The following is an 18,411-nucleotide window of genomic DNA, read 5'->3' as shown; positions in this document are numbered from 1 at the left end:
GTCTTGATTTTGTGAGGACGAAAAAAAACATATGTCTGCCTCACTATGATAATCAAAACCATAGCCCAATCTCCTAATAGTATAAATAAACTGGAGCATAGATTTCAAAAAAATCATTAACACATGATTCCGACCAGACCGAAGTAAAACATAATCAGTGTTAAATCTTATTTCATTTGGTTCAAATAAAAATTTACTAAAGAACTTTTTCATTTTTGCTTCTATTTAAAAGAATAATCAGAAAAATTGACGAGGATAAATTAGCAATTACTAGTGCGTAAGGAATATATGCTATAGATAACCTAGAGAAAAAAAACAGACTCAATATATATAAAAAAGATGAGAAAAATGTAATTTTTGAAATCGTTACTGTTTTTGCGTGATAAAAATAAAAATTAACTGTTAAGTAGTATGGTATCTGTAACGCGAATCCTAGCACAAAGACGCCAACATACTGAGCAACATTATCATACCCCTTTCCAAGAACGAAAATGTATACTTCATCGGGAATAAAAAAGAAAGGCAATGAAACCAGAGCTATTAAGGGATAGCATTTAAAAGCAAAACTCTTAATTCTATTAGCATTTAGGCTTCCGGACTTTAATGCTTCATAATAATATGGAACTAATGCTTTGTTCATGGATGCCAACACAATCATGACCACACTTGACAATTGAAAAGCGGCTGAATAGCTCCCTAACTCTTCCGCAGAAAAATAATTAAAAACAACAATCTTATCCACATTTCCCTTAACAAAAAAACTAACTTTGTGCACTAATAAGGGGGCCCCATAAAAAACTATATATTTATTAGTTTTCTTTAATGTTTTTATATTTATAGATCTCCCTCGAAAGAACACACTACTATTCAGATATGTACCTACGCACAATGATAATAGATTAGCAAGTATAACACTAAGTAATCTCAATTCATAAGTAGAGCCGAACAGTTCAAAAAAGGTGATTGTTAATATTACAGATGCTAAGGAGCAGGTTACTTGAATAAAAACATAATCTTTAGGTTTTTTTTGTACTTGCTTCAAAGATAACTGCGATGTTAATAATGTTTGTGACAATGAAAGCAACAAGATAAACAACGAAACTTCGTCGTCAAAACTAAACAAATAAATAAATAAAGATATAGTAAAGACAGCACCCAAAGAATAAACCACACACGACACATACACTAAGTGAATCGCTTTAAAGCCATACCTGTAATAATATCTTGCTAATGCTCCCTCTTGGCTGAGACCTACGAATATCGATACCATAGCAACATAGGCAAGTGTGTTTGCTAACTCTCCAAACTGACTAGGTCCCAGTTCTCTTGTTAAGTAAGGTAACATCAAAAAGGGAATTAGTTTTGTTAGTACTTCACCTGAGACATAGACAATACTATCTTTAATAATTTTCATTATTTCCCAATACAGTCCCAAGTGAGAGCTGTACCATTTTTCAAATCAGTACTTGCAAATTTACCTAGCACTTCCTCATAGTACTTCGGTGCCAATCCAAAACCGGGTCTAATACTTCGAACATTATCTTCCGTAAGTATTTCACCCGCTTTTACGTCTTTGACTACGTACAAAGAACGACGAAATTTGACGTTTCCTTTTTCAGCTTCCGTTCTGTCGTAGTTCACTTGACCCATTGCTTGCCATGCTGTTTTTGTGTCTTTACAAAGCGCAGTAAGCTCATGAGGTTCTAGAGAAAAACTATCATCAGCTCCGCCTCCGTTTCGATCCATAGTCACGTGTTTCTCTATCAAGCACGCACCTAACGTCACAGATGCAACGGCAGTAGCATTATCAATCGTGTGATCAGAAAGACCAGATAAAACATCAAAACGCTCAGCAATATCAGCAATCGTCTTCAAGTTATATTGGTCCGCAGGGGCTGGATAACCACTCACACAATGCAACACAACTAACTCTTTACAACCATTATCTCTCGCCGTTTTAATTGCTTCTGCAATTTCTTCTTCGTTAGCCATTCCCGTTGAAATAATCATCGGCTTACCCGTTTGAGCTACGCGCTTGATCAACGGCAAATCAATTACTTCAAAAGAAGCGATCTTATAAGCTGGGGCACCCAGTGACTCTAATAAATCAACAGCAGTAAAATCGAAAGGAGAACTAAAAATAGTAATCCCAAGTTCTTTTGCCTTTTCAAATAACGGTTTATGCCACTCCCATGGCATATGCGCACCTTTATAAAGATTATAAAGAGTCTGCCCATCCCATAAGCCACCATGAATTTGAAACTCTTCACTATCGCTATCCATAGTAATGGTTTCATGGGTATAAGTTTGTAGCTTAATTGCATCTGCACCTGATTTCTTCGCTTCTTCCATGATCTGAAAAGCGCGATTAATGTCACCATTATGATTTGCCGATAATTCAGCAATAATGTAAGGAGCGTAGTCAGGACCTATTTTTCTACCGTCAATTGAAATATATGCTTTCATCAGAATCTCATTAAATTGGGTTACGAATAAACGTCTCAGGATTTTGCTGTGTATAGTTCGCTTTTTTGAACAGCTTCTGAGAAGCTTTATTACATTCTAATACAGTGGCATGTAATGTCAGTTCTGGGTGTATGACATCAGCCATTTTTAATGCAGCAGTTGCGACTCCTAAACCATAAGCTTCAGGGGCAACAAAGATTGATACTAGATAATTTTTAGGTTCAATTTTATCTAATCGTAATACACCTAATTTTTTCCCTGTTGCCTTTTCTTCAACAAGATAAAAAAAGTCAGTGGTTGTAGCTAGCTTTCGCTTCATCCAGCTTTGGTGACCTTCCCATGTAGGAATATCAGTATTCAATGCAAATTCACGAGTTTTAGGGTGGCATTGCCAATTATAAACGGTTTTGATGTCCTCATGAGTTGCAAATACAAGCTGCAAATTTGAATGTTCACTTGGTTCAATAAGCTGCTGAATTTCTAGGACTAACCTTCGAGTCCCTAAGCCATCACATAATTTTAGATTCGACATAAACAACTCATGCCATTGACTCATTGCCTGTTGATAGGTCACTAATAGCTGAGATTCAATATCTTCCAAAGACACTTTCATAATGGCTTTATGTTGAAGTAATTGAGCGCAAATCGTTTTTTGGTTATCGGCTAATGGTATTAATATACTGGGTAAGCCAAGACAAGCTCGTTCCCAACTTGTCGTTCCTGGAGCTCCAATCGCTAAATCATGTTTAAGCATTAAATCTGCCATGTCGGCTTCAAAATCTTGATGTTGAACATTAACGTGTAAGTCGCACCATGACTTAACCTGCTGGTAGTGTGGTGCTCTAGGGCTTAACAACACCGTAAAATCAGCACAGATTTTACCAACAAGGCTTTTCAATGAATTTAAAGTTGCATTGGGGTTGTCTATTCCCCCCATAGATATGAGAACTTTCGGTCTAGTCTCAGGGAGCACCCGCATGTAAGCGAGTTCTCTCAATGAAGCAAACCTTGGAGCTAATATCGCATACTCACTTCCCACTAAAGCTCGAGCAGAACCTGAGTATTCAACAGGCTTACGTCCAAGAGTTTGATCGACAATTAAATCAGCATCATGCTCTCGAACCAAGTCATCAATAGCGACTAAAAAGCAGCTCATTGATTGCCTAACAAGCTGTTGCCATTTGTTGCTAATAGCATAATGATCCGTTACCACTAAATCAGCACTGCCTACCATTTGGATAAAGTCTAGCGCATCCTCAGAATTTGGTCTTTGCAGCCAAGCCTCATAATCAGCATCATGCTTAGGCTCACTAGGCTCCTTAGGCGGATTTAACTTTATTACCTGAAAGCCACGCTCTTCAATGTATGAAATCATGTCGCCTGGCTGTGGCAAACATGCAAAAGAGATTGAATGACCGAGGTTTTCCAATGCATCTGCAAGTACTAAACAGCGCATGATATGACCACTACCAACCCAAACTGAAGCATCCGCTCTAAAGATAACTCTCATAAAAACCTAATTATTTTAAAGCTGAGTATAATGCCTCAGCCAGATCCCAATCTTCATTAGTATCAATATCTTGAACTCGACTTCTAGGTAACAGAACGACACTAGAATGATCTGCGAATATTGCTTTTTTCTCTAAAAATGCATCGGTCTTTCCCCAATAGAATTGACCAGCATCATGATAGGCTTCTTCTAGATCTTGAGAGCGGACTTGTTCATTTTCAGGAGAAAACATTGACACCGCTCCTCCTGATGAAATTTTGATCGCTCTTTGAATCGGAAATGGAAAAGTCGCAGCACTAAAAACAAACTCAAATAAGCCTTTATTTAACTTATCGAAACCCTGTTTAAGATATTCCGGTGTGACAAAGGGAGCCGTCGCGTACAAACAACAAACCGCGTCTACAGTCCAGCCATTATCCATGCACCAAGTAATGGCGTGATGCATCACATCCATTGTCGTTGCATAATCATCAGATATGTTAGCAGGACGTAAAAAAGGCACCTCTGCACCATACTGCTCAGCAACCTCAGCGATCTCTGCATCATCCGTAGAAACAATGACCTTATCAAAGCAACCCGAAGAAACGGCAGCTTCAATAGAGTAAGCAATCATAGGCTTACCATGAAAAGGCTTAATGTTTTTACGAGGAATGCGTTTACTGCCACCACGTGCAGGGATAATTGCAATTTTCATTATTTACCTGTCAATACGTCAGTTACTACACGAACAACTGTATCTTGTTGTTCTTCGGTCATACCGTGGAACATTGGAAGTGATATCGCTTCTTGGTAATAGCGTTCTGATTCCGGGAAATCGCCATCCGAAAATCCCATAGCTTGGTAGTATGGCTGAGTATGAACCGGAATATAGTGCAAATTAACACCAATACCGTTTTCACGTAATGCATCAAAAACCTGCTTATGTGTTAACGATATTTCATCCAGCTTCAAGCGTATTACGAATAAATGTAGACCTGAATACGTATTTTCCAACTGATACGGAAGTACTAACGGCAATTCTGACAATAATTGGTTATAACGTTCAGACAGTACGTGGCGCGCTGCAACAAATTCATCAAGTCTTTGCATCTGAGTCACACCCAGTGCAGCTTGAAGCTCAGTCATTCGGTAGTTAAAGCCTAAATCAACCTGTTGGTAATACCAACCACCATGAGAAGCTTCCGTCATCATTTCAGGATCACGAGTGATGCCATGACTACGCAACAATGCCATTTTATCAGCCAGTTCTTTCTGGTTGGTTAACGCCGCGCCACCTTCCGCTGTCGTCACAATCTTCACCGGGTGAAAACTGAAAACGGTGATATCAGAATGCTCACAGTTACCAATTGGCTGATCATGATATTTACCACCAATAGCATGAGAAGCGTCTTCAATGACTTTAAAGCCGTACTCTTTAGCTAATTTAGCAATAGATGCCATGTCACAAGGCTGACCACACAAATGAACTGGAACGACAACCTTTGGTAGTGTTCCATTTGCTTTAGCCGTGATTAGCTTCTGCTCTAACTTTTCAGGGCACATATTGTAAGTCGCAGAATCAATATCAACGAAATCAACTTTAGCACCACAGTAAAGACCACAGTTTGCAGATGCTACAAAAGTGACTGGTGTTGTCCACAACCAGTCACCCTCGCCTAAGCCCAAAGCTAGGCAAGCAATATGCAGAGCGGATGTTGCACTATTTACTGCTAACGCATACTGAGATCCAGTATGTTCTGTTAGCGCTTTTTCAAACGCAGGTACTTGTGGACCTTGCGTTAAAAAATCAGACTTAAGGACAGCAACTACACTATCGATGTCTTGCTGAGTGATATCTTGCTTGCCGTATGGAATCACTTTTTTACTCACACTGTAAATTTAGGATCAACATGTTCTTTGATTAGGTCACGTAGACCTTCGATCGTTTCCCACTCAGTATTAGTGCCTGAGTTGTATTTAAAGCCAAAAGGGACTTTCTCTGCTTTATGGTGGTCCATATATTCAGTTTCTGTGTAAGTGAAAGATACTGAAGGTAGAATTGCATAGTAACGACCAAGATCAATCGTATTAAGAGAGTCGGTATCCGTGATCATTTCTTCATGAAGTTTTTCACCTGGACGAATACCAACAACTTTAGTTGGAACACCTGGAGCAACAGCTTCTGCGATATCTAGAATCTTGTAAGATGGAATTTTAGGGATGAAGATTTCACCACCTAAATGGTGCTCAAGAGCGTACATCACCATGTTCACGCCATCTTGCAGAGAAATATTAAAACGTGTCATTTCTTCATGCGTAATAGGCAGTAAGCCTTCTTCTTTTTTCTGCATAAAGAATGGGATAACCGAACCACGAGAGCCCATTACGTTACCGTAGCGAACAACACTGAAACGAATATCTTTAGAACCTTTAATATTGTTCGCAGCTGCAAACAACTTATCCGAGGCTAGCTTAGTTGCACCATACAAGTTGATTGGAGCACATGCTTTGTCTGTAGAAAGTGCAACAACATCTTTTACGTTACATGCTAGTGCCGCACTGATTACGTTTTCCGCACCATCGATGTTAGTTCGAATACATTCTGTAGGGTTATATTCTGCAGTATCTACTTGCTTAATTGCTGCTGCATGAATAATTACATCCACACCTTCACAAGCTTGAATCATACGATTACGATCACGAACATCACCGATGAAGAAACGTAATTGCGGGTAATCTTTTTGAGGGTAGTTTTGCTTAATTTCAAACTGCTTCAGTTCATCGCGTGAAAATATAATGATTTTTTTTACGTCAGAGTAACGCTCAAGAATTGTTTTAATGAACTGTTTACCGAATGAGCCTGTGCCACCAGTAATTAATACTGTCTTGTTGTTTAACATATTTATTCCAATAATATTTGTTAATGCATTGGTAAATCAAATCTTACCAAATACCTTTTGTATCAACGACTAAAACGCCTTTCGGCAGTTCGATTATTTCCTTAAACTCAGTATGGTCAACAAGCAAAACTGCTATATCTGTATTGCTAATAGCAGATTCAATCTGAATCAATTGCGAATTTTCAGATATACTTTTAGGTAATTCAGTTATATTTGGCTCTACAAAGTTCACTATTGATGGGTGACTAACAGCAATCTGCTGTGCAATAGTTAAAGACGGGCTTTCTCGCAAGTCATCAATATCTGGTTTAAATGCAAGACCAAAACAGCTAATACGCACTTCAGCAGCGGTTTTAGTTGGATTTGCTTGTAAAAACTCAGCAACAGCCAATCTTACTTTATTAAGAACCCATTCTGGTTTTGCATCATTCACTTTACGAGCTGTATGAATAAGCAGTGCCTCTTCTGGAGTTTGAGAAACAATAAACCATGGGTCAACGGCAATACAATGACCACCTACACCAGGGCCAGGCTGTAAAATATTAATACGAGGATGACGATTTGCTAGGGAGATTAGTTCCCAAACATTAATATCCAGTTTGTCACAAATAACAGAAAGCTCGTTGGCGAATGCTATTTGAACATCACGACATGAGTTTTCTGTTAACTTTGCCATTTCAGCGGTGCGAGCATTGGTAATAACACATTCACCTTGAACAAAAGTTTTGTATAGCTCTACAGAACGTTCCGAGCAATGAGTTGACATGCCGCCAATAACACGGTCGTTTTCTACTAGTTCGCGAACAACATGACCAGGTAAAACACGCTCGGGGCAGTGTGCAACATTGACATCTGCATTTTCACCAGCAATTTGAGGGAAAGTTAAGTCACTTCTTGCTTCAGCTAGCCATTCTGCCATTTGCTCTGTTGCACCAACAGGAGATGTCGACTCTAGAATCACTAAATCGCCTTTTTTTAGCACTGGAGCAATAGCTTTACTCGCAGCTTCAATAAACCTTAAGTCGGGCTCTGGGATTTCGCCTTCAACGCACTTTTTAAAGGGCGTGGGTACTGCAATCAAAAAAGCATCAGCGGGCTCTGGAGTAGTCACAGCTTTTAAGTAACCTTCAGTTACTGCTGCGTGTACAATCATATCCAAATCAGGTTCTACGATGTGAATCTCACCGCGGTTAATGGTATCTACTGCATTCTGGTTAACATCGACACCAATTACTTTTTTCTTACGGGATGCAAACATCGCTGCTGTCGGTAATCCGATGTAACCTAAGCCTACAACTGAAATTGTTTCAAAAGACATTATGATTTCCTAAAGTTTTATTTTGCTAATTCGTTTAAAATTCGTTTGCAAGCTCGGCCATCTCCGTAAGGGTTGTGTGCAAAGCTCATTGCTTGATATGCGGCTTCATCGGTAAGTAATGTATGTAAACTCGTTGTAATAGTATTTACATTAGTGCCCACTAACTTAACCGTTCCCGCTTCAACCGCTTCTGGTCGCTCGGTCGTATCACGCATTACCAACACAGGTTTACCTAAAGAAGGCGCTTCTTCTTGAATACCACCCGAGTCGGTCAAAATGATGTGAGCGCTGCTCATCAAGTAGATAAATGGCAGATATTGCTGAGGTTCAATAAGGTGAACATTATCAATGTCAGCAAGAATGCGATTCACAGGTTCACGTACGTTTGGATTAAGGTGCATCGGATACAGTATTTGCGTATCTGGATGCGCTTTAGCAGTAATGGCAAGTGATTCACAAATACGCTCAAAACCACCGCCAAAACTTTCACGGCGATGGCCCGTCACCAGAATCAGCTTCTTATTTTCGTCTAAAAATGGGAACTGTGCAGAAAGCGTTGCGTTCAAATCTTTATCAGAATCAATTTTGTTTTTCACCATCAACAGCGCATCAATCACCGTGTTACCGGTAACGCTAATCTCTTCTCGGTTAAAGTTTTCTTTAAGTAAGTTTTCTTTCGATGTTTCCGTCGGCGCAAAGTGGTATTTGGTTAACGCGCCTGTTAATCGGCGATTACCTTCTTCTGGCCACGGCGAGTAAATATTCCCTGTACGAAGGCCAGCTTCCACGTGACCGACTGCGATTTGCTCATAGTACGCGGCTAAACTTGCAGCAAACGTCGTTGCCGTATCACCGTGTACTAAAACCACATCAGGTTTGAATTCTTCTAGCACGGGTTTAAGCTCTAACAAAATACGGGCAGTCACTTCGTTGAGTGTTTGACCTGCTTTCATTAAATTCAAATCGTAGTCGGGCGTAATTTCAAACAGCTCTAAGACTTGGTCTAGCATTTCGCGGTGCTGAGCGGTCACGCAGCACTTTGCTTCAAAGCGATCATCGGCCGCTAGAGCATGAACAAGAGGCGCCATTTTGATGGCTTCTGGACGCGTGCCAAAAACCGTAAGGATTTTTTTCTTAGTCATTTTATGAAGTTTCCAACCGACAGGTGAAATTAAAAGAGGTGATTTTTAAAACTTTTAGCCTCAGCATTTAAAATAGCACTAAGACATTTTTTATTCATTTTGAGACAGTCTATTTTAGACAATCCCTGGTAAAACTATATTTTGCTACCTTTTTAAAAACCGCCACAATAGGCCGCCAAAAGCAACCTTTCTGTAGTTTGTAGCGCTTTTTACTTGTTACCCATTTGCATTTGGGTATGCTACCGCCCTTAGGTTTGGCTCCTAAAGGCAATAGTAACAAGTTGTTCGCTTTTATGCGGTTTTCTTACGATTTTTAATTCGCGGTGTATTCTAGCAAAGTAAGTGCATATTAACCAGTTTGAAATTCTCCTGTCTGGTCGAACATCTTACCAAGCATTTAGCCAACGGAAGCATTGTACGTCTTGTAGGAACTGGGTTCCTATGTGGTACCTGTTTTCTTGTGCTGCGTCGCAGTAGCGCTTTTCTATATCAATGAAGATGTTGCCGTTGCGGTATAGCGAAACAAAGCTTGGGTTGTTGTTTACCGCCAGCAACGCTTTAATTTCAGTACGTGTTAACCCTTGTGGGTAGTGGTTAACAAGCAGTTTCAAAAACTCGCCAATGCGCCCTTCAACCCGTGCTATCTCTTTTTCTAAAATAGTGACCTTCTCTTCCGTTGTCAGTTTTTTTAGGCTGGTATCGTCCATGTTACCCTCTCTTAATTGTACTTTTGTTTCTTGACGTTTTTTGTCTGTGTTGTGGCTGCAGATTCGTTTTACTTTGGGTTTGCCATAGTTTTGGTAAGCCCGAACAAACCAATGCTCACTTTTCAGAATCCGTGCCGGGCGGTTTGGATTGAATGAGGGCCTTAATCCGCGCTTCAAACGGGTTGGTTTTACTGTTGGCTTGAAATTCTGCGAGGGCTTGAGTAACAGGCGTTGGTTGAGAAGCCGTTGGCTCGGCCGCGGGTATTGTTTTTTCGAACTCTAGCGTTTGTTTAGGCTTGGTTGTTGATTTAGCTGCTTGTGTGGATTTATTGGCCCCTGTTTGCTTAAGCGCTTTTACTTGCTTAGGCTCTTTTGCATGCTTAGCCGGGCTTGTTCGCTCAAAAGCTGGCAACGAATAACGCTTGGCTTTGGCTTTAGCGCTTCTTCTTAGCCAGCCATTCACAAAGTGGCCGATGTACTCAAAGGGTTTGCGTTTATCGGGGTTGATGTACAACCAAGCTTGCATGGCATGCAGTTCTTGCAACACATCTAGCTTTGGGTAGGTGCGTTTTAATATGTCGTAAAACTCGCGATAAATCGGTGCGTTGCCCTCTTTGGTGAGTAGTTCAATCACGGCTTCACTCTTTAAGCATCCGTGCTTGGCACTTCCCGTCTGGGATGTAGCGCTCTCTTTATCTTTGTCATGACTGGGCTCTTCACAAGGAATGTCTGTTTTATGTTCTTTATGAAAGATTATGTGTGCCGAACGATCACTCTCCGTGTTGGATCTTGAGTCACCCAGGCGAGTGTCTGAATGTTCTGTTTTCTGTGCATGTACTGGTGAGGCTGGCAATGAGCTTGTTTGTTCTGCTCTGGCGTTGTTTAAGTCAGCCTCCTCTAAATCCGACTTAGTTTTGTTGGTTTGGCCTCGATTCACTTTATCTTTATCGGTTATGTCTAAGCTCCTATCGATTTTGTCTAGACAACGGTCAGTTTTGTCTAGGTCTCTATCGGCTTTATCCAAGTAGCGAGCCGTTTCATATAGATCGCTCTGCTGAATGTGGTGTCCGTTGGGTAGGCGTAACTGGTATATATTGCTGCGCTGGCGGCCTGAATCGTCAAACCGTTTTATCCGCTTCACAAACCCTTGCTTTTCAAGTTCATTAACGTGTCGCTTAACGGTTCTTACCGACACTTCGCAGTACTGCGCTAAGTAATTTAACGAAGGGAAACACACGCCCCGCGCGTCTGCGTTGTCGGCCAATTTTAATAGCACCAACTTGCTGATGGGCGAACCGGTTTTCATTGGGATAAAAGAGAGAATAAGAGAAACACACATGGGTAAAATTCCTTGTTGAATGGCTGTTTGTATTGGCCTTGGTCTAGCGATTGCTTTTGGCCTAGCTATCACCCTAAATTTGGCGATTGGGTGGCTCTAGCTAAAGCAACTCGCTGCATAACAAGTTATTAACACCACTTTTTTAGGCATTGGGGGCGAAGATAGGGCGAGGTAAAAAGTAACAAACAGTGTTTTTGCTGCTTGCTCTCATCGATATGCAACAAGAAGGATGATTAGGTTGATAACCTTCGAAGCGTCTCTCACTTTTCTGGGTTCCTCCGCTTTCGTGTTGTTACCGCCACCCCCAATCCATGCTCTTGAAGTACATTGATCTCCCCATACAGCAATAAGGTGCTTAATGAAGGCGATTGTTTCTCTTTTTATTTCAGCGTACCAACCCAGCATGGCGAGCATCGAATGCCGTTATTTTAAAGACCCGTGCTTTGAAGATCGGTATTTCGAAGACCGGCACCTTGAAAAGGCTTGTTTCGAAAACTTGCTCTTGGAAGATCCCTGCTATGAAGATGTTTGCTGGATGATCAGCCGAGCGCGGCGAAGCCAGCCATTGGGTTACTGCGTGATGTATTTACGTTATGTGAACCACCACTCTGGCTATGCAAAAGCCGTTGAAGCCAGTTTGCGACAACACATCGCCTTACACCCTGATTTAAAAGAATCGTTATCAACGTTTTTAGTCACCTGGTTACAACAACACGAGGATTTATTTTGCCAAACACTCCACCAGCAACTGATCGAGTTCCACACAAGCGGATAGAGGAATCTGCTTTGCAAGAGCGGGATTGTTCGCAAAAACAGGCTTGCACCAAAGAACGAATTGACTCGCAACAGCGGGCTAGCAAGGTGGAGCTCATTCCTTCGTTAGATCCTTGTTTGCCTTCAGCATCTTATTCTTTCAGCTTGGTTTCGGTTTTACTTCGTTTGCCTCATTGCCCGCCCTACTCTTTTATTACGGTGCATTGCAGCGCCACGCCGCCACAGCAAGATGTAGACGTAGCCGAGATTCGCCGATGGCATAAAAAGAAAGGCTGGCGCGATGTCGGGTATCACTTTGTGGTTCGTCGCAATGGGGATATCCAATTGGGCAGGCCGTTGTCGCAAACCGGCGCGCATGTGAAAGGACACAACAAGAGCAATATTGGGATTTGTATGGTCGGCGGCTGTAATGCTGCTCTGCAGCCGGAAGATAACTTCACGCTTGCGCAGCGTAAGGCACTGTTTGGTTTAATGGCTGCGTTGCAAGAGCAGTTCTTGATTTCAGATGAGAATGTTAAGGGGCATAAAGATTGGGGCGTGAATAAAGCGTGTCCGGTTATGGAGATAAAAGCAGATGCGGGATGCGAGTAAACGAGGTGCGAAGAGACTAAGAGCGGATGCGAGTGACGGGTAAACGAGTAGCGAAAAGCTTGAAGAGCAGTAGCGGGATACGAGTGAACGAGATGCGAAGAGATTAAGAGCGGATGCGGGTGACGGGCAAACGAGTGGCGAAGAGACTAAAAGCAGATTCCAGACACTTCGTTCCTCGCCTCTAAAGCAACAGAATGGCGGAATGACGAGAAAGGCAAGAAAGGCGGTATATAACCATCAATAAACCAAGGAGCAGTATGACATTGTTCGAGAGAATATTCGGGAGCCAGTCTTCTATTAGCAAGGGGTTAGATGCACTCACCAACACAGGAGATGCGATGTTTTTTACTGATGAAGAAAAAGCGAAGCACAAGCTGGCACTGCTTAAGGCGTATGAACCTTTTAAGTTGGTACAACGCTACATTGTGTTGTTGTTCACCATTCCTTATGTGGCATTGCATGTGATGGTAATTTTGGGTTGTATGCACGGCTACGATTGGAAGCCGTTGGGGGAAATGACCAATGAAGCGTTTGGCTATCCGGTGTTAGCGGCGATTGGATTGTATTTAACGGGAGGGGTTATAAAGAAGTAGATACGAGTAACGAGTAAACGGGATGCGAAGAGCTAAAAGAGCAGATGAGGGTAACGGGTAAACGGGATGCGAGGAGCCTGAAAAGCAGATGCGGGTATCGGGTAAACGTGATGCGAAAGGCTTAAGAGCGGATGCGGGTAACGAGTAAACGAGATGCGAAGAGCTTAAAAAGCAGATGAGGGTGAATAAAGAATAGATACGAGTAACGAGTAGCGAGATTTGAAGAGCGGAAAAGCAGAGATGAACATTGGATAACTTTTGAACTTGCCCCGATTAGAATCCGTCATTCTAGAATTGAGGAACGAAATATCTGGAATCTCAATGTCATGTCCAATTTACATGCTTGGTACTCACGACGAAAAGAGATTCCCTATCACGCTCGTGCCTCGCTGTAGGGAATGACGCCGTTATTTTTTACTATTAGCTGAAGAGATAAGATACGAGTAAACGAGATTCGAAGAGCGGCGCTTTTCGTATCTCGCCACTCGAACCTCGTATCTACCCTTTAGCTCTTATCTTTTCGCTACTCGATAACTCGAATCCCGCATCTGCCTTTCAGCTCTTCGTTTACCCGGTTACTCGCATCTCGTTACTGCTCTTTAGCCTTTATTTTTTGTCGCTCGAATACGTGTAGTTGTAGTAACCGTAGCCGTATGAGCTTGATGCTTTCTTCTCGATGGCGTTGAAGATAACGCCTTTCACTTCGATACCCGATTGTTCGAAGCGGTGACGAGCCACATCAATCTCTTTAATGGTGTTTTGGCCATAACGCGCAACCATTAATGTGGTACCCGCAAAGGCGCCAACAATACTTGGGTCGGTTACTGCAAGTACAGGCGGAGTATCAACAATCACCAAGTCATATTCTTTCGATGCCCATTCCATTAGCTCTGCAAAGCGTGGGTGCATCAGCAGCTCAGATGGGTTGGGTGGCACTTGGCCACGAGTAAGAATATCTAGGTTTTCGACCGGTGTTGTTTTAACAGATTGAGCGAACTCTTGCTTACCGCTCAATACATCAGAAAGGCCGTTGTCCCAATTCACACCAAAGCTTTGTTGTAGGTAACCTTTACGCATATCGGCATCAATCAACAACACCTTTTGGCCTGTTTTTGCTGCTACTGCGGCAAAGTTGGTCGAGATGAATGATTTACCGATACCCGGTGCAGGGCCTGAAATCATCAGAACGTTATTTTTCGCTTCTAACATCGCGAAGTGCAAGCTGGTACGAAGGCCACGCAGTGCTTCAACCGACAGATCCGCAGGGTTAGATTCAGCAAGCAGCGCTTGAGTCCCTTTGGTCTGCTTTTTCTTCGATTTAAAGCGGTTTGTTAGTTCTATCTGCAAATCAGATTTTGGTACCGCTGCGTAAACTGGCAGGCCAATTTGTTCGATTTGATCTGGGTTTTCAACACCTCGGTGGAACGCCGCTTTTACTAACACAAACGCGACACTTAACATGCCACCGAGTAGCGTTGCTAACACAACAATCAATGGCTTCTTCGGTTTAACTGCGCCAGCATACGCTTGAGCGTCATCTAAGATACGAACGTTACCCACCGTACCAGCTTTGATAATGCTCAGCTCTTGAACCTTGTTTAAAAGCTGGATGTAGATTTGTTGGTTTACTTCTACGTCACGTGTCATACGCAGTACTTCACGTTGTGTTTTTGGCAGCTTTTGCACTTGCTTGTTTAAGCGCTCTTTTTCGCCCAATAGCGTTTTGCGCTTATCAAGCAATGCCTTGTATGCTGGGTGATCTTTAGTGAAACGTTGGCTGATTTCGCTCTCTTTGAACGTCAGCTCATTCAATTGTGCTTCAAGCTCAACCATTACCTTCAAGGTTGACTGTGCTTCTAAGCCCAAATCGATCGATTCGTTCTCTTGGCGGTAATTGTTTAGTACGTCTTCATAGCCGGTTAACTCAGATTTGATGCCTGGAAGATGGCTTTCTAAGAAAGATAAGCTCTTCTCTGCTTCCGCTGAATTACGCTTCACATTTTGTAAGAAGTAGATCTGGCTAATGTGGTTAAGTATTTCAGAGATCTGTTGCTTGTTTTCGCCTTCAAAGCTTAGCTTCAAAATGCCGGTTTGCTTACCTTGCTCAGACAGAGACAAAGAAGCTTTCAACCATTCAATCGCTTCTAGTCGGCTACGCTTGCCAATCGAGAATTCAAAATCGTTATGCGATTCAAAACCGGCCACAAACAAGCTGTAATCGTCTGCTGTCGCGAGCTCACCCACTTTACCCTTCAAGATAACGCGTTCATCGTCACGAACTAGTTGGTAAGTGCCTTTTTCAGCATCAAGAATCTGAATCGTGTGCGCGTAAGCGCTCGCATAGCTTGGCAACGCAAAACGACTCACGGCAATGTGGTTGATATCGCCAGTTAAGCGTGCGAACCCTTTACCAACAATCGGTGCATAACTCGGTGCGGTTACGGTGGTTAAATTGAATTTATCAACCGTTTCGCCCAAGATCATACGAGATTTAATGATCTCCACTTCTGTCGTGGCAGAAGACTCTTGAGAAAACAACTCGCCCATATCGCCGACCATAGAAGAAATGCCACCAGAGCTCTTCTCTTCAATTTGAATCAGCGCATCCGCTTTGTAAATGGGTGTCGAAAGCAGGGCAAACGCAATACCAAGCACAGCAAAAACAAATGTGGTCAGTATGATTAACCATTTAGCATCTAATAAGATACCAAGCAGTTTCCCTAGATCTATCTCATCAGAGTTATCTGTGTGTGATTGCTGAGATGGTTGTGTTGTCATCAGATTACTACTTCCTAAACTAGTATTTTGAAGAGAAGTTAAATACGGCTTATGTGCTTCTCTTTTATATGATTCTATTAATGGCTATTCACATAGCTTAGCTGGGTATCTCTAAAGCTTGACTGGCTATATAGAAAGCTTACGAGCTTTGGCTAACGCTTAACTTTCTTATCTCTTATCTCTTATCTCTTATCTAAAGCTTTTTCACCCAAGCTTGTGCGGCTTCGTCAATCAGTTTGTAAGCATATTCAAACGCTTCACGGCTTTGACGATGCGGATCAGGAATGTCTTTCTGACCAATCCACTGGCCAAACAACATGGTTTTACCACGCGCTTCTGGTGATATTTGAGTGAGCGCTTCTAAATGGCCCTTCTCCATCACCAAGATCAAATCATACTGAGCACAAAGCTGCGGTGTGACTTGTTGAGACTGGTGATTTTCAACATCGACACCATTTTCAGAGGCAATCAAAATCGCCGTTTCATCTGCTGGCTTACCAATTAAGCGACTTTTTTCGGCAGCAATACCTGCAGAGGCCACCTCTTTGTTGGGAAGCAACTTTTGAAGAACGCGCTCTCCTGTCGGGGAACGGCAAATATTACCCACGCAGACGACTAAAATTTTATTAAACATAATTCACTTATGACGTTAGTTTTTCGTAAACCGAGCGCATTTATAAAATTGACTCACTTATAAATATAAAAAATCAGGTCACACGTGAAATGTGACCTGAAGATTAATCTATCTTAGCCTAAGGCCAATTACGGATACGTAACACACCTTCGGTTAGGTCATTGAAGCCAGAAATGGTCGGTACAAGCTGCCCGATAACACGGTTCCAACGGCTGATTGGCGCGGCGGTAACATAAACAATGTCGTAAGGTTTTAAATCAAACTCGGTGCCAATCACCAATGCAGAGGCATCTTCCATATTGAGTTGGTAGATATCGGCCATGCGTTCAGATTTATCATCAGAAGTGCGAATCACGAACACGCCCGTGGCATCTGCCGTTAATTGGTTAATGCCGCCAACGTTGCTCAGTGCTTCCGTTAAACTCATGCCGACACGGTCGATTTTCAACAGTTGTGGGTCATTCACTTCACCCATAACAAATACTTTTTGATTGTCGTTACGCGGCACGTGAACAATATCACCGGCTTGCAATAAGCGGTTTTGCGTTAGGTCACCACGCTGCATCAAACCATAAAGCGAAAGGTTCTCTTCCACGCCATTGCGGGTTAATGAAACATTACGCCAGTCGGCGTCTTCAGATAAACCACCAGAGCGGTTCACTGCATCCAATAATGTTAAAGGGATATTGGTAATCGCTTGTTGGCCAGGCTTTGAAACTTCACCGGTAATGTAGGTTTTCTTAGAGCGGAAGGCAGCAACGTTAACATCAACCTGAGGGCTTTCAATGTATTTCGCTAAGCGGTTTGCAATATCAGTGCGCACTTCACGTACGGTTTTACCGGCGACTTCAACGGTACCAATGTAAGGGTAGAAGATTGTGCCATCAGCATGAACCCAGTTGCCCGCTTCGGTACTGCTACGGTAAGAACCCGCAGGAATGGTCAACTCAGGGTGATCCCAAATGGTGATATTTAGGATATCACCCACGCCAACTTGGTATTCATATTTGGCGATATCAACGTCTAACTCAGGGTTAGCTTGTGAAACCAATAAAGATTCATTTCGGTAGCTTGATACCGTTTGAGCCGTGAGTGGGTAAAGATTGACCACATCAGAAATATCAGACTCTTGTTGTTCCTCTGAAGGCTGAATCACATTCTTATTGTCAGTCGAAAGGTGTGTTCCTGGAGTCGTACAGCCTGCGAGCAATGCAGGAAGGAGCGCTATAAGGAGGCGATTTTTATTAATCTTCATTTTAACCAAGTTCATAGAAACGGAATGTGTCGTGATATCCCAAAAGATACCCAAAGGAAGTTAAGCGAGTCATTTTATCAGCTACGCAGTATTTAATAGAGCTAGGGAGTGAAAAAGCTGTGATCTTACTCCCAATTACGATTGAAAAGTGGGACGCTACCGCCCCTTGATATTCCGCGACATCACACTGCGTTGTTAATGTGCCTCTATCTATTTGGAATTGAGATAGAAGTTTTTTGTCGCAAACCGTGTCAAAGACCGTACTTTCACGCGGTTATTTTATTGCGTAAGCATTATCCACAATCTGTGCTTATTATCAACCTAGTTGAATGGTTAAAGGGTAGATAAGAGCAGTATCGAGATGCGAGTAAACGAGATACGAAGAGCTTAAGAGCAGATGCGGGATTCTAAAGAGCAGTATAGAG

General features: G+C 42.2%; 16 protein-coding genes. 3 read left to right on the top strand and 13 right to left on the bottom strand.

Annotated elements, in window-relative coordinates:
• Positions 1–196: 196 nt before the first annotated feature.
• From OQJ75_RS07760 to OQJ75_RS07715, 10 genes are all read right to left on the bottom strand, one after another.
• A complete protein-coding gene (locus OQJ75_RS07760) occupies positions 197–1,414 on the bottom strand; it encodes an oligosaccharide flippase family protein (protein ID WP_265972050.1) in 1,218 nt (405 codons plus the stop codon).
• Positions 1,414–2,466: a pseudaminic acid synthase gene (gene pseI / locus OQJ75_RS07755; protein WP_265972051.1), complete on the bottom strand. Its 1,053-nt coding sequence runs from the start codon at positions 2,464–2,466 to the stop codon at positions 1,414–1,416. The genes OQJ75_RS07760 and pseI overlap by 1 nt, the downstream gene beginning before the upstream one ends.
• A 10-nt stretch (positions 2,467–2,476) precedes the next feature.
• Entirely contained in the window at positions 2,477–3,976 is a 1,500-nt protein-coding gene (pseG, locus tag OQJ75_RS07750; protein ID WP_265972052.1) for a UDP-2,4-diacetamido-2,4,6-trideoxy-beta-L-altropyranose hydrolase, read from the bottom strand.
• 10 nt (positions 3,977–3,986) lie between these two features.
• Positions 3,987–4,670, bottom strand: coding sequence for a pseudaminic acid cytidylyltransferase (gene pseF, locus OQJ75_RS07745; protein ID WP_265972054.1), 684 nt, complete (start codon positions 4,668–4,670; stop codon positions 3,987–3,989).
• On the bottom strand, positions 4,670–5,845 hold the full coding sequence (pseC, locus tag OQJ75_RS07740) for a UDP-4-amino-4,6-dideoxy-N-acetyl-beta-L-altrosamine transaminase (protein WP_265972056.1): 1,176 nt from the start codon (positions 5,843–5,845) through the stop codon (positions 4,670–4,672). The genes pseF and pseC overlap by 1 nt, the downstream gene beginning before the upstream one ends.
• Entirely contained in the window at positions 5,842–6,855 is a 1,014-nt protein-coding gene (gene pseB / locus OQJ75_RS07735) for a UDP-N-acetylglucosamine 4,6-dehydratase (inverting) (RefSeq protein WP_265972058.1), read from the bottom strand. The genes pseC and pseB overlap by 4 nt, the downstream gene beginning before the upstream one ends.
• Before the next feature lie 43 nt (positions 6,856–6,898).
• Positions 6,899–8,173 (bottom strand): UDP-N-acetyl-D-mannosamine dehydrogenase, encoded by a 1,275-nt coding sequence (gene wecC, locus OQJ75_RS07730; protein WP_265972060.1) that lies wholly within the window; start codon positions 8,171–8,173, stop codon positions 6,899–6,901.
• 17 nt (positions 8,174–8,190) lie between these two features.
• A complete protein-coding gene (gene wecB, locus OQJ75_RS07725) occupies positions 8,191–9,315 on the bottom strand; it encodes a non-hydrolyzing UDP-N-acetylglucosamine 2-epimerase (protein ID WP_265972062.1) in 1,125 nt (374 codons plus the stop codon).
• Positions 9,316–9,701: 386 nt separating this feature from the next.
• Entirely contained in the window at positions 9,702–10,022 is a 321-nt protein-coding gene (locus OQJ75_RS07720; RefSeq protein WP_265972064.1) for a hypothetical protein, read from the bottom strand.
• Between the two features lie 115 nt (positions 10,023–10,137).
• On the bottom strand, positions 10,138–11,361 hold the full coding sequence (locus OQJ75_RS07715; RefSeq protein ID WP_265972065.1) for a helix-turn-helix domain-containing protein: 1,224 nt from the start codon (positions 11,359–11,361) through the stop codon (positions 10,138–10,140).
• 358 nt (positions 11,362–11,719) lie between these two features.
• Between OQJ75_RS07715 and OQJ75_RS07710 the strand changes: the two genes are divergently transcribed.
• The 3 genes from OQJ75_RS07710 to OQJ75_RS07700 all read left to right on the top strand — a co-directional run bounded on the left by OQJ75_RS07710 (position 11,720) and on the right by OQJ75_RS07700 (position 13,319).
• On the top strand, positions 11,720–12,136 hold the full coding sequence (locus OQJ75_RS07710; protein ID WP_265972066.1) for a hypothetical protein: 417 nt from the start codon (positions 11,720–11,722) through the stop codon (positions 12,134–12,136).
• An 11-nt stretch (positions 12,137–12,147) separates the two neighbouring features.
• The gene (locus OQJ75_RS07705; RefSeq protein WP_265972067.1) at positions 12,148–12,726 is read left to right on the top strand and encodes an N-acetylmuramoyl-L-alanine amidase; all 579 of its coding nucleotides are present in this window, start codon (positions 12,148–12,150) and stop codon (positions 12,724–12,726) included.
• Between the two features lie 257 nt (positions 12,727–12,983).
• Positions 12,984–13,319 (top strand): hypothetical protein, encoded by a 336-nt coding sequence (locus OQJ75_RS07700; protein WP_265972068.1) that lies wholly within the window; start codon positions 12,984–12,986, stop codon positions 13,317–13,319.
• 606 nt (positions 13,320–13,925) lie between these two features.
• Here the strand turns inward: OQJ75_RS07700 and OQJ75_RS07695 are convergent.
• From OQJ75_RS07695 to OQJ75_RS07685, 3 genes are all read right to left on the bottom strand, one after another.
• Entirely contained in the window at positions 13,926–16,097 is a 2,172-nt protein-coding gene (locus OQJ75_RS07695; protein WP_265972069.1) for a polysaccharide biosynthesis tyrosine autokinase, read from the bottom strand.
• Between the two features lie 193 nt (positions 16,098–16,290).
• Positions 16,291–16,731: a low molecular weight protein-tyrosine-phosphatase gene (locus OQJ75_RS07690; protein ID WP_237290872.1), complete on the bottom strand. Its 441-nt coding sequence runs from the start codon at positions 16,729–16,731 to the stop codon at positions 16,291–16,293.
• A gap of 118 nt (positions 16,732–16,849) precedes the next feature.
• On the bottom strand, positions 16,850–17,986 hold the full coding sequence (locus OQJ75_RS07685) for a polysaccharide export protein (protein ID WP_248388762.1): 1,137 nt from the start codon (positions 17,984–17,986) through the stop codon (positions 16,850–16,852).
• Between the last annotated feature and the right edge of the window lie 425 nt (positions 17,987–18,411).

The sequence above is a fragment of the Vibrio sp. 14G-20 genome (assembly GCF_026241515.1).
In the GTDB taxonomy this organism is placed as follows: domain Bacteria; phylum Pseudomonadota; class Gammaproteobacteria; order Enterobacterales; family Vibrionaceae; genus Vibrio.
This window is presented reverse-complemented; position numbering and strand designations above follow the sequence as displayed.

What these genes read in the sequence shown, in the direction of transcription:
- pseG (WP_265972052.1), bottom strand. Translation starts at nt 3,976, where the DNA reads ATGAGAGTTATCTTTAGAGCGGATGCTTCAGTTTGGGTTGGTAGTGGT.
- OQJ75_RS07715 (WP_265972065.1), bottom strand. Translation starts at nt 11,361, where the DNA reads ATGTGTGTTTCTCTTATTCTCTCTTTTATCCCAATGAAAACCGGTTCG.
- pseB (WP_265972058.1), bottom strand. Translation starts at nt 6,855, where the DNA reads ATGTTAAACAACAAGACAGTATTAATTACTGGTGGCACAGGCTCATTC.
- OQJ75_RS07720 (WP_265972064.1), bottom strand. Translation starts at nt 10,022, where the DNA reads ATGGACGATACCAGCCTAAAAAAACTGACAACGGAAGAGAAGGTCACT.
- pseI (WP_265972051.1), bottom strand. Translation starts at nt 2,466, where the DNA reads ATGAAAGCATATATTTCAATTGACGGTAGAAAAATAGGTCCTGACTAC.
- OQJ75_RS07690 (WP_237290872.1), bottom strand. Translation starts at nt 16,731, where the DNA reads ATGTTTAATAAAATTTTAGTCGTCTGCGTGGGTAATATTTGCCGTTCC.
- OQJ75_RS07760 (WP_265972050.1), bottom strand. Translation starts at nt 1,414, where the DNA reads ATGAAAATTATTAAAGATAGTATTGTCTATGTCTCAGGTGAAGTACTA.
- wecB (WP_265972062.1), bottom strand. Translation starts at nt 9,315, where the DNA reads ATGACTAAGAAAAAAATCCTTACGGTTTTTGGCACGCGTCCAGAAGCC.
- wecC (WP_265972060.1), bottom strand. Translation starts at nt 8,173, where the DNA reads ATGTCTTTTGAAACAATTTCAGTTGTAGGCTTAGGTTACATCGGATTA.
- pseF (WP_265972054.1), bottom strand. Translation starts at nt 4,670, where the DNA reads ATGAAAATTGCAATTATCCCTGCACGTGGTGGCAGTAAACGCATTCCT.
- OQJ75_RS07700 (WP_265972068.1), top strand. Translation starts at nt 12,984, where the DNA reads ATGACATTGTTCGAGAGAATATTCGGGAGCCAGTCTTCTATTAGCAAG.
- OQJ75_RS07695 (WP_265972069.1), bottom strand. Translation starts at nt 16,097, where the DNA reads ATGACAACACAACCATCTCAGCAATCACACACAGATAACTCTGATGAG.
- OQJ75_RS07710 (WP_265972066.1), top strand. Translation starts at nt 11,720, where the DNA reads ATGAAGGCGATTGTTTCTCTTTTTATTTCAGCGTACCAACCCAGCATG.
- OQJ75_RS07685 (WP_248388762.1), bottom strand. Translation starts at nt 17,986, where the DNA reads ATGAAGATTAATAAAAATCGCCTCCTTATAGCGCTCCTTCCTGCATTG.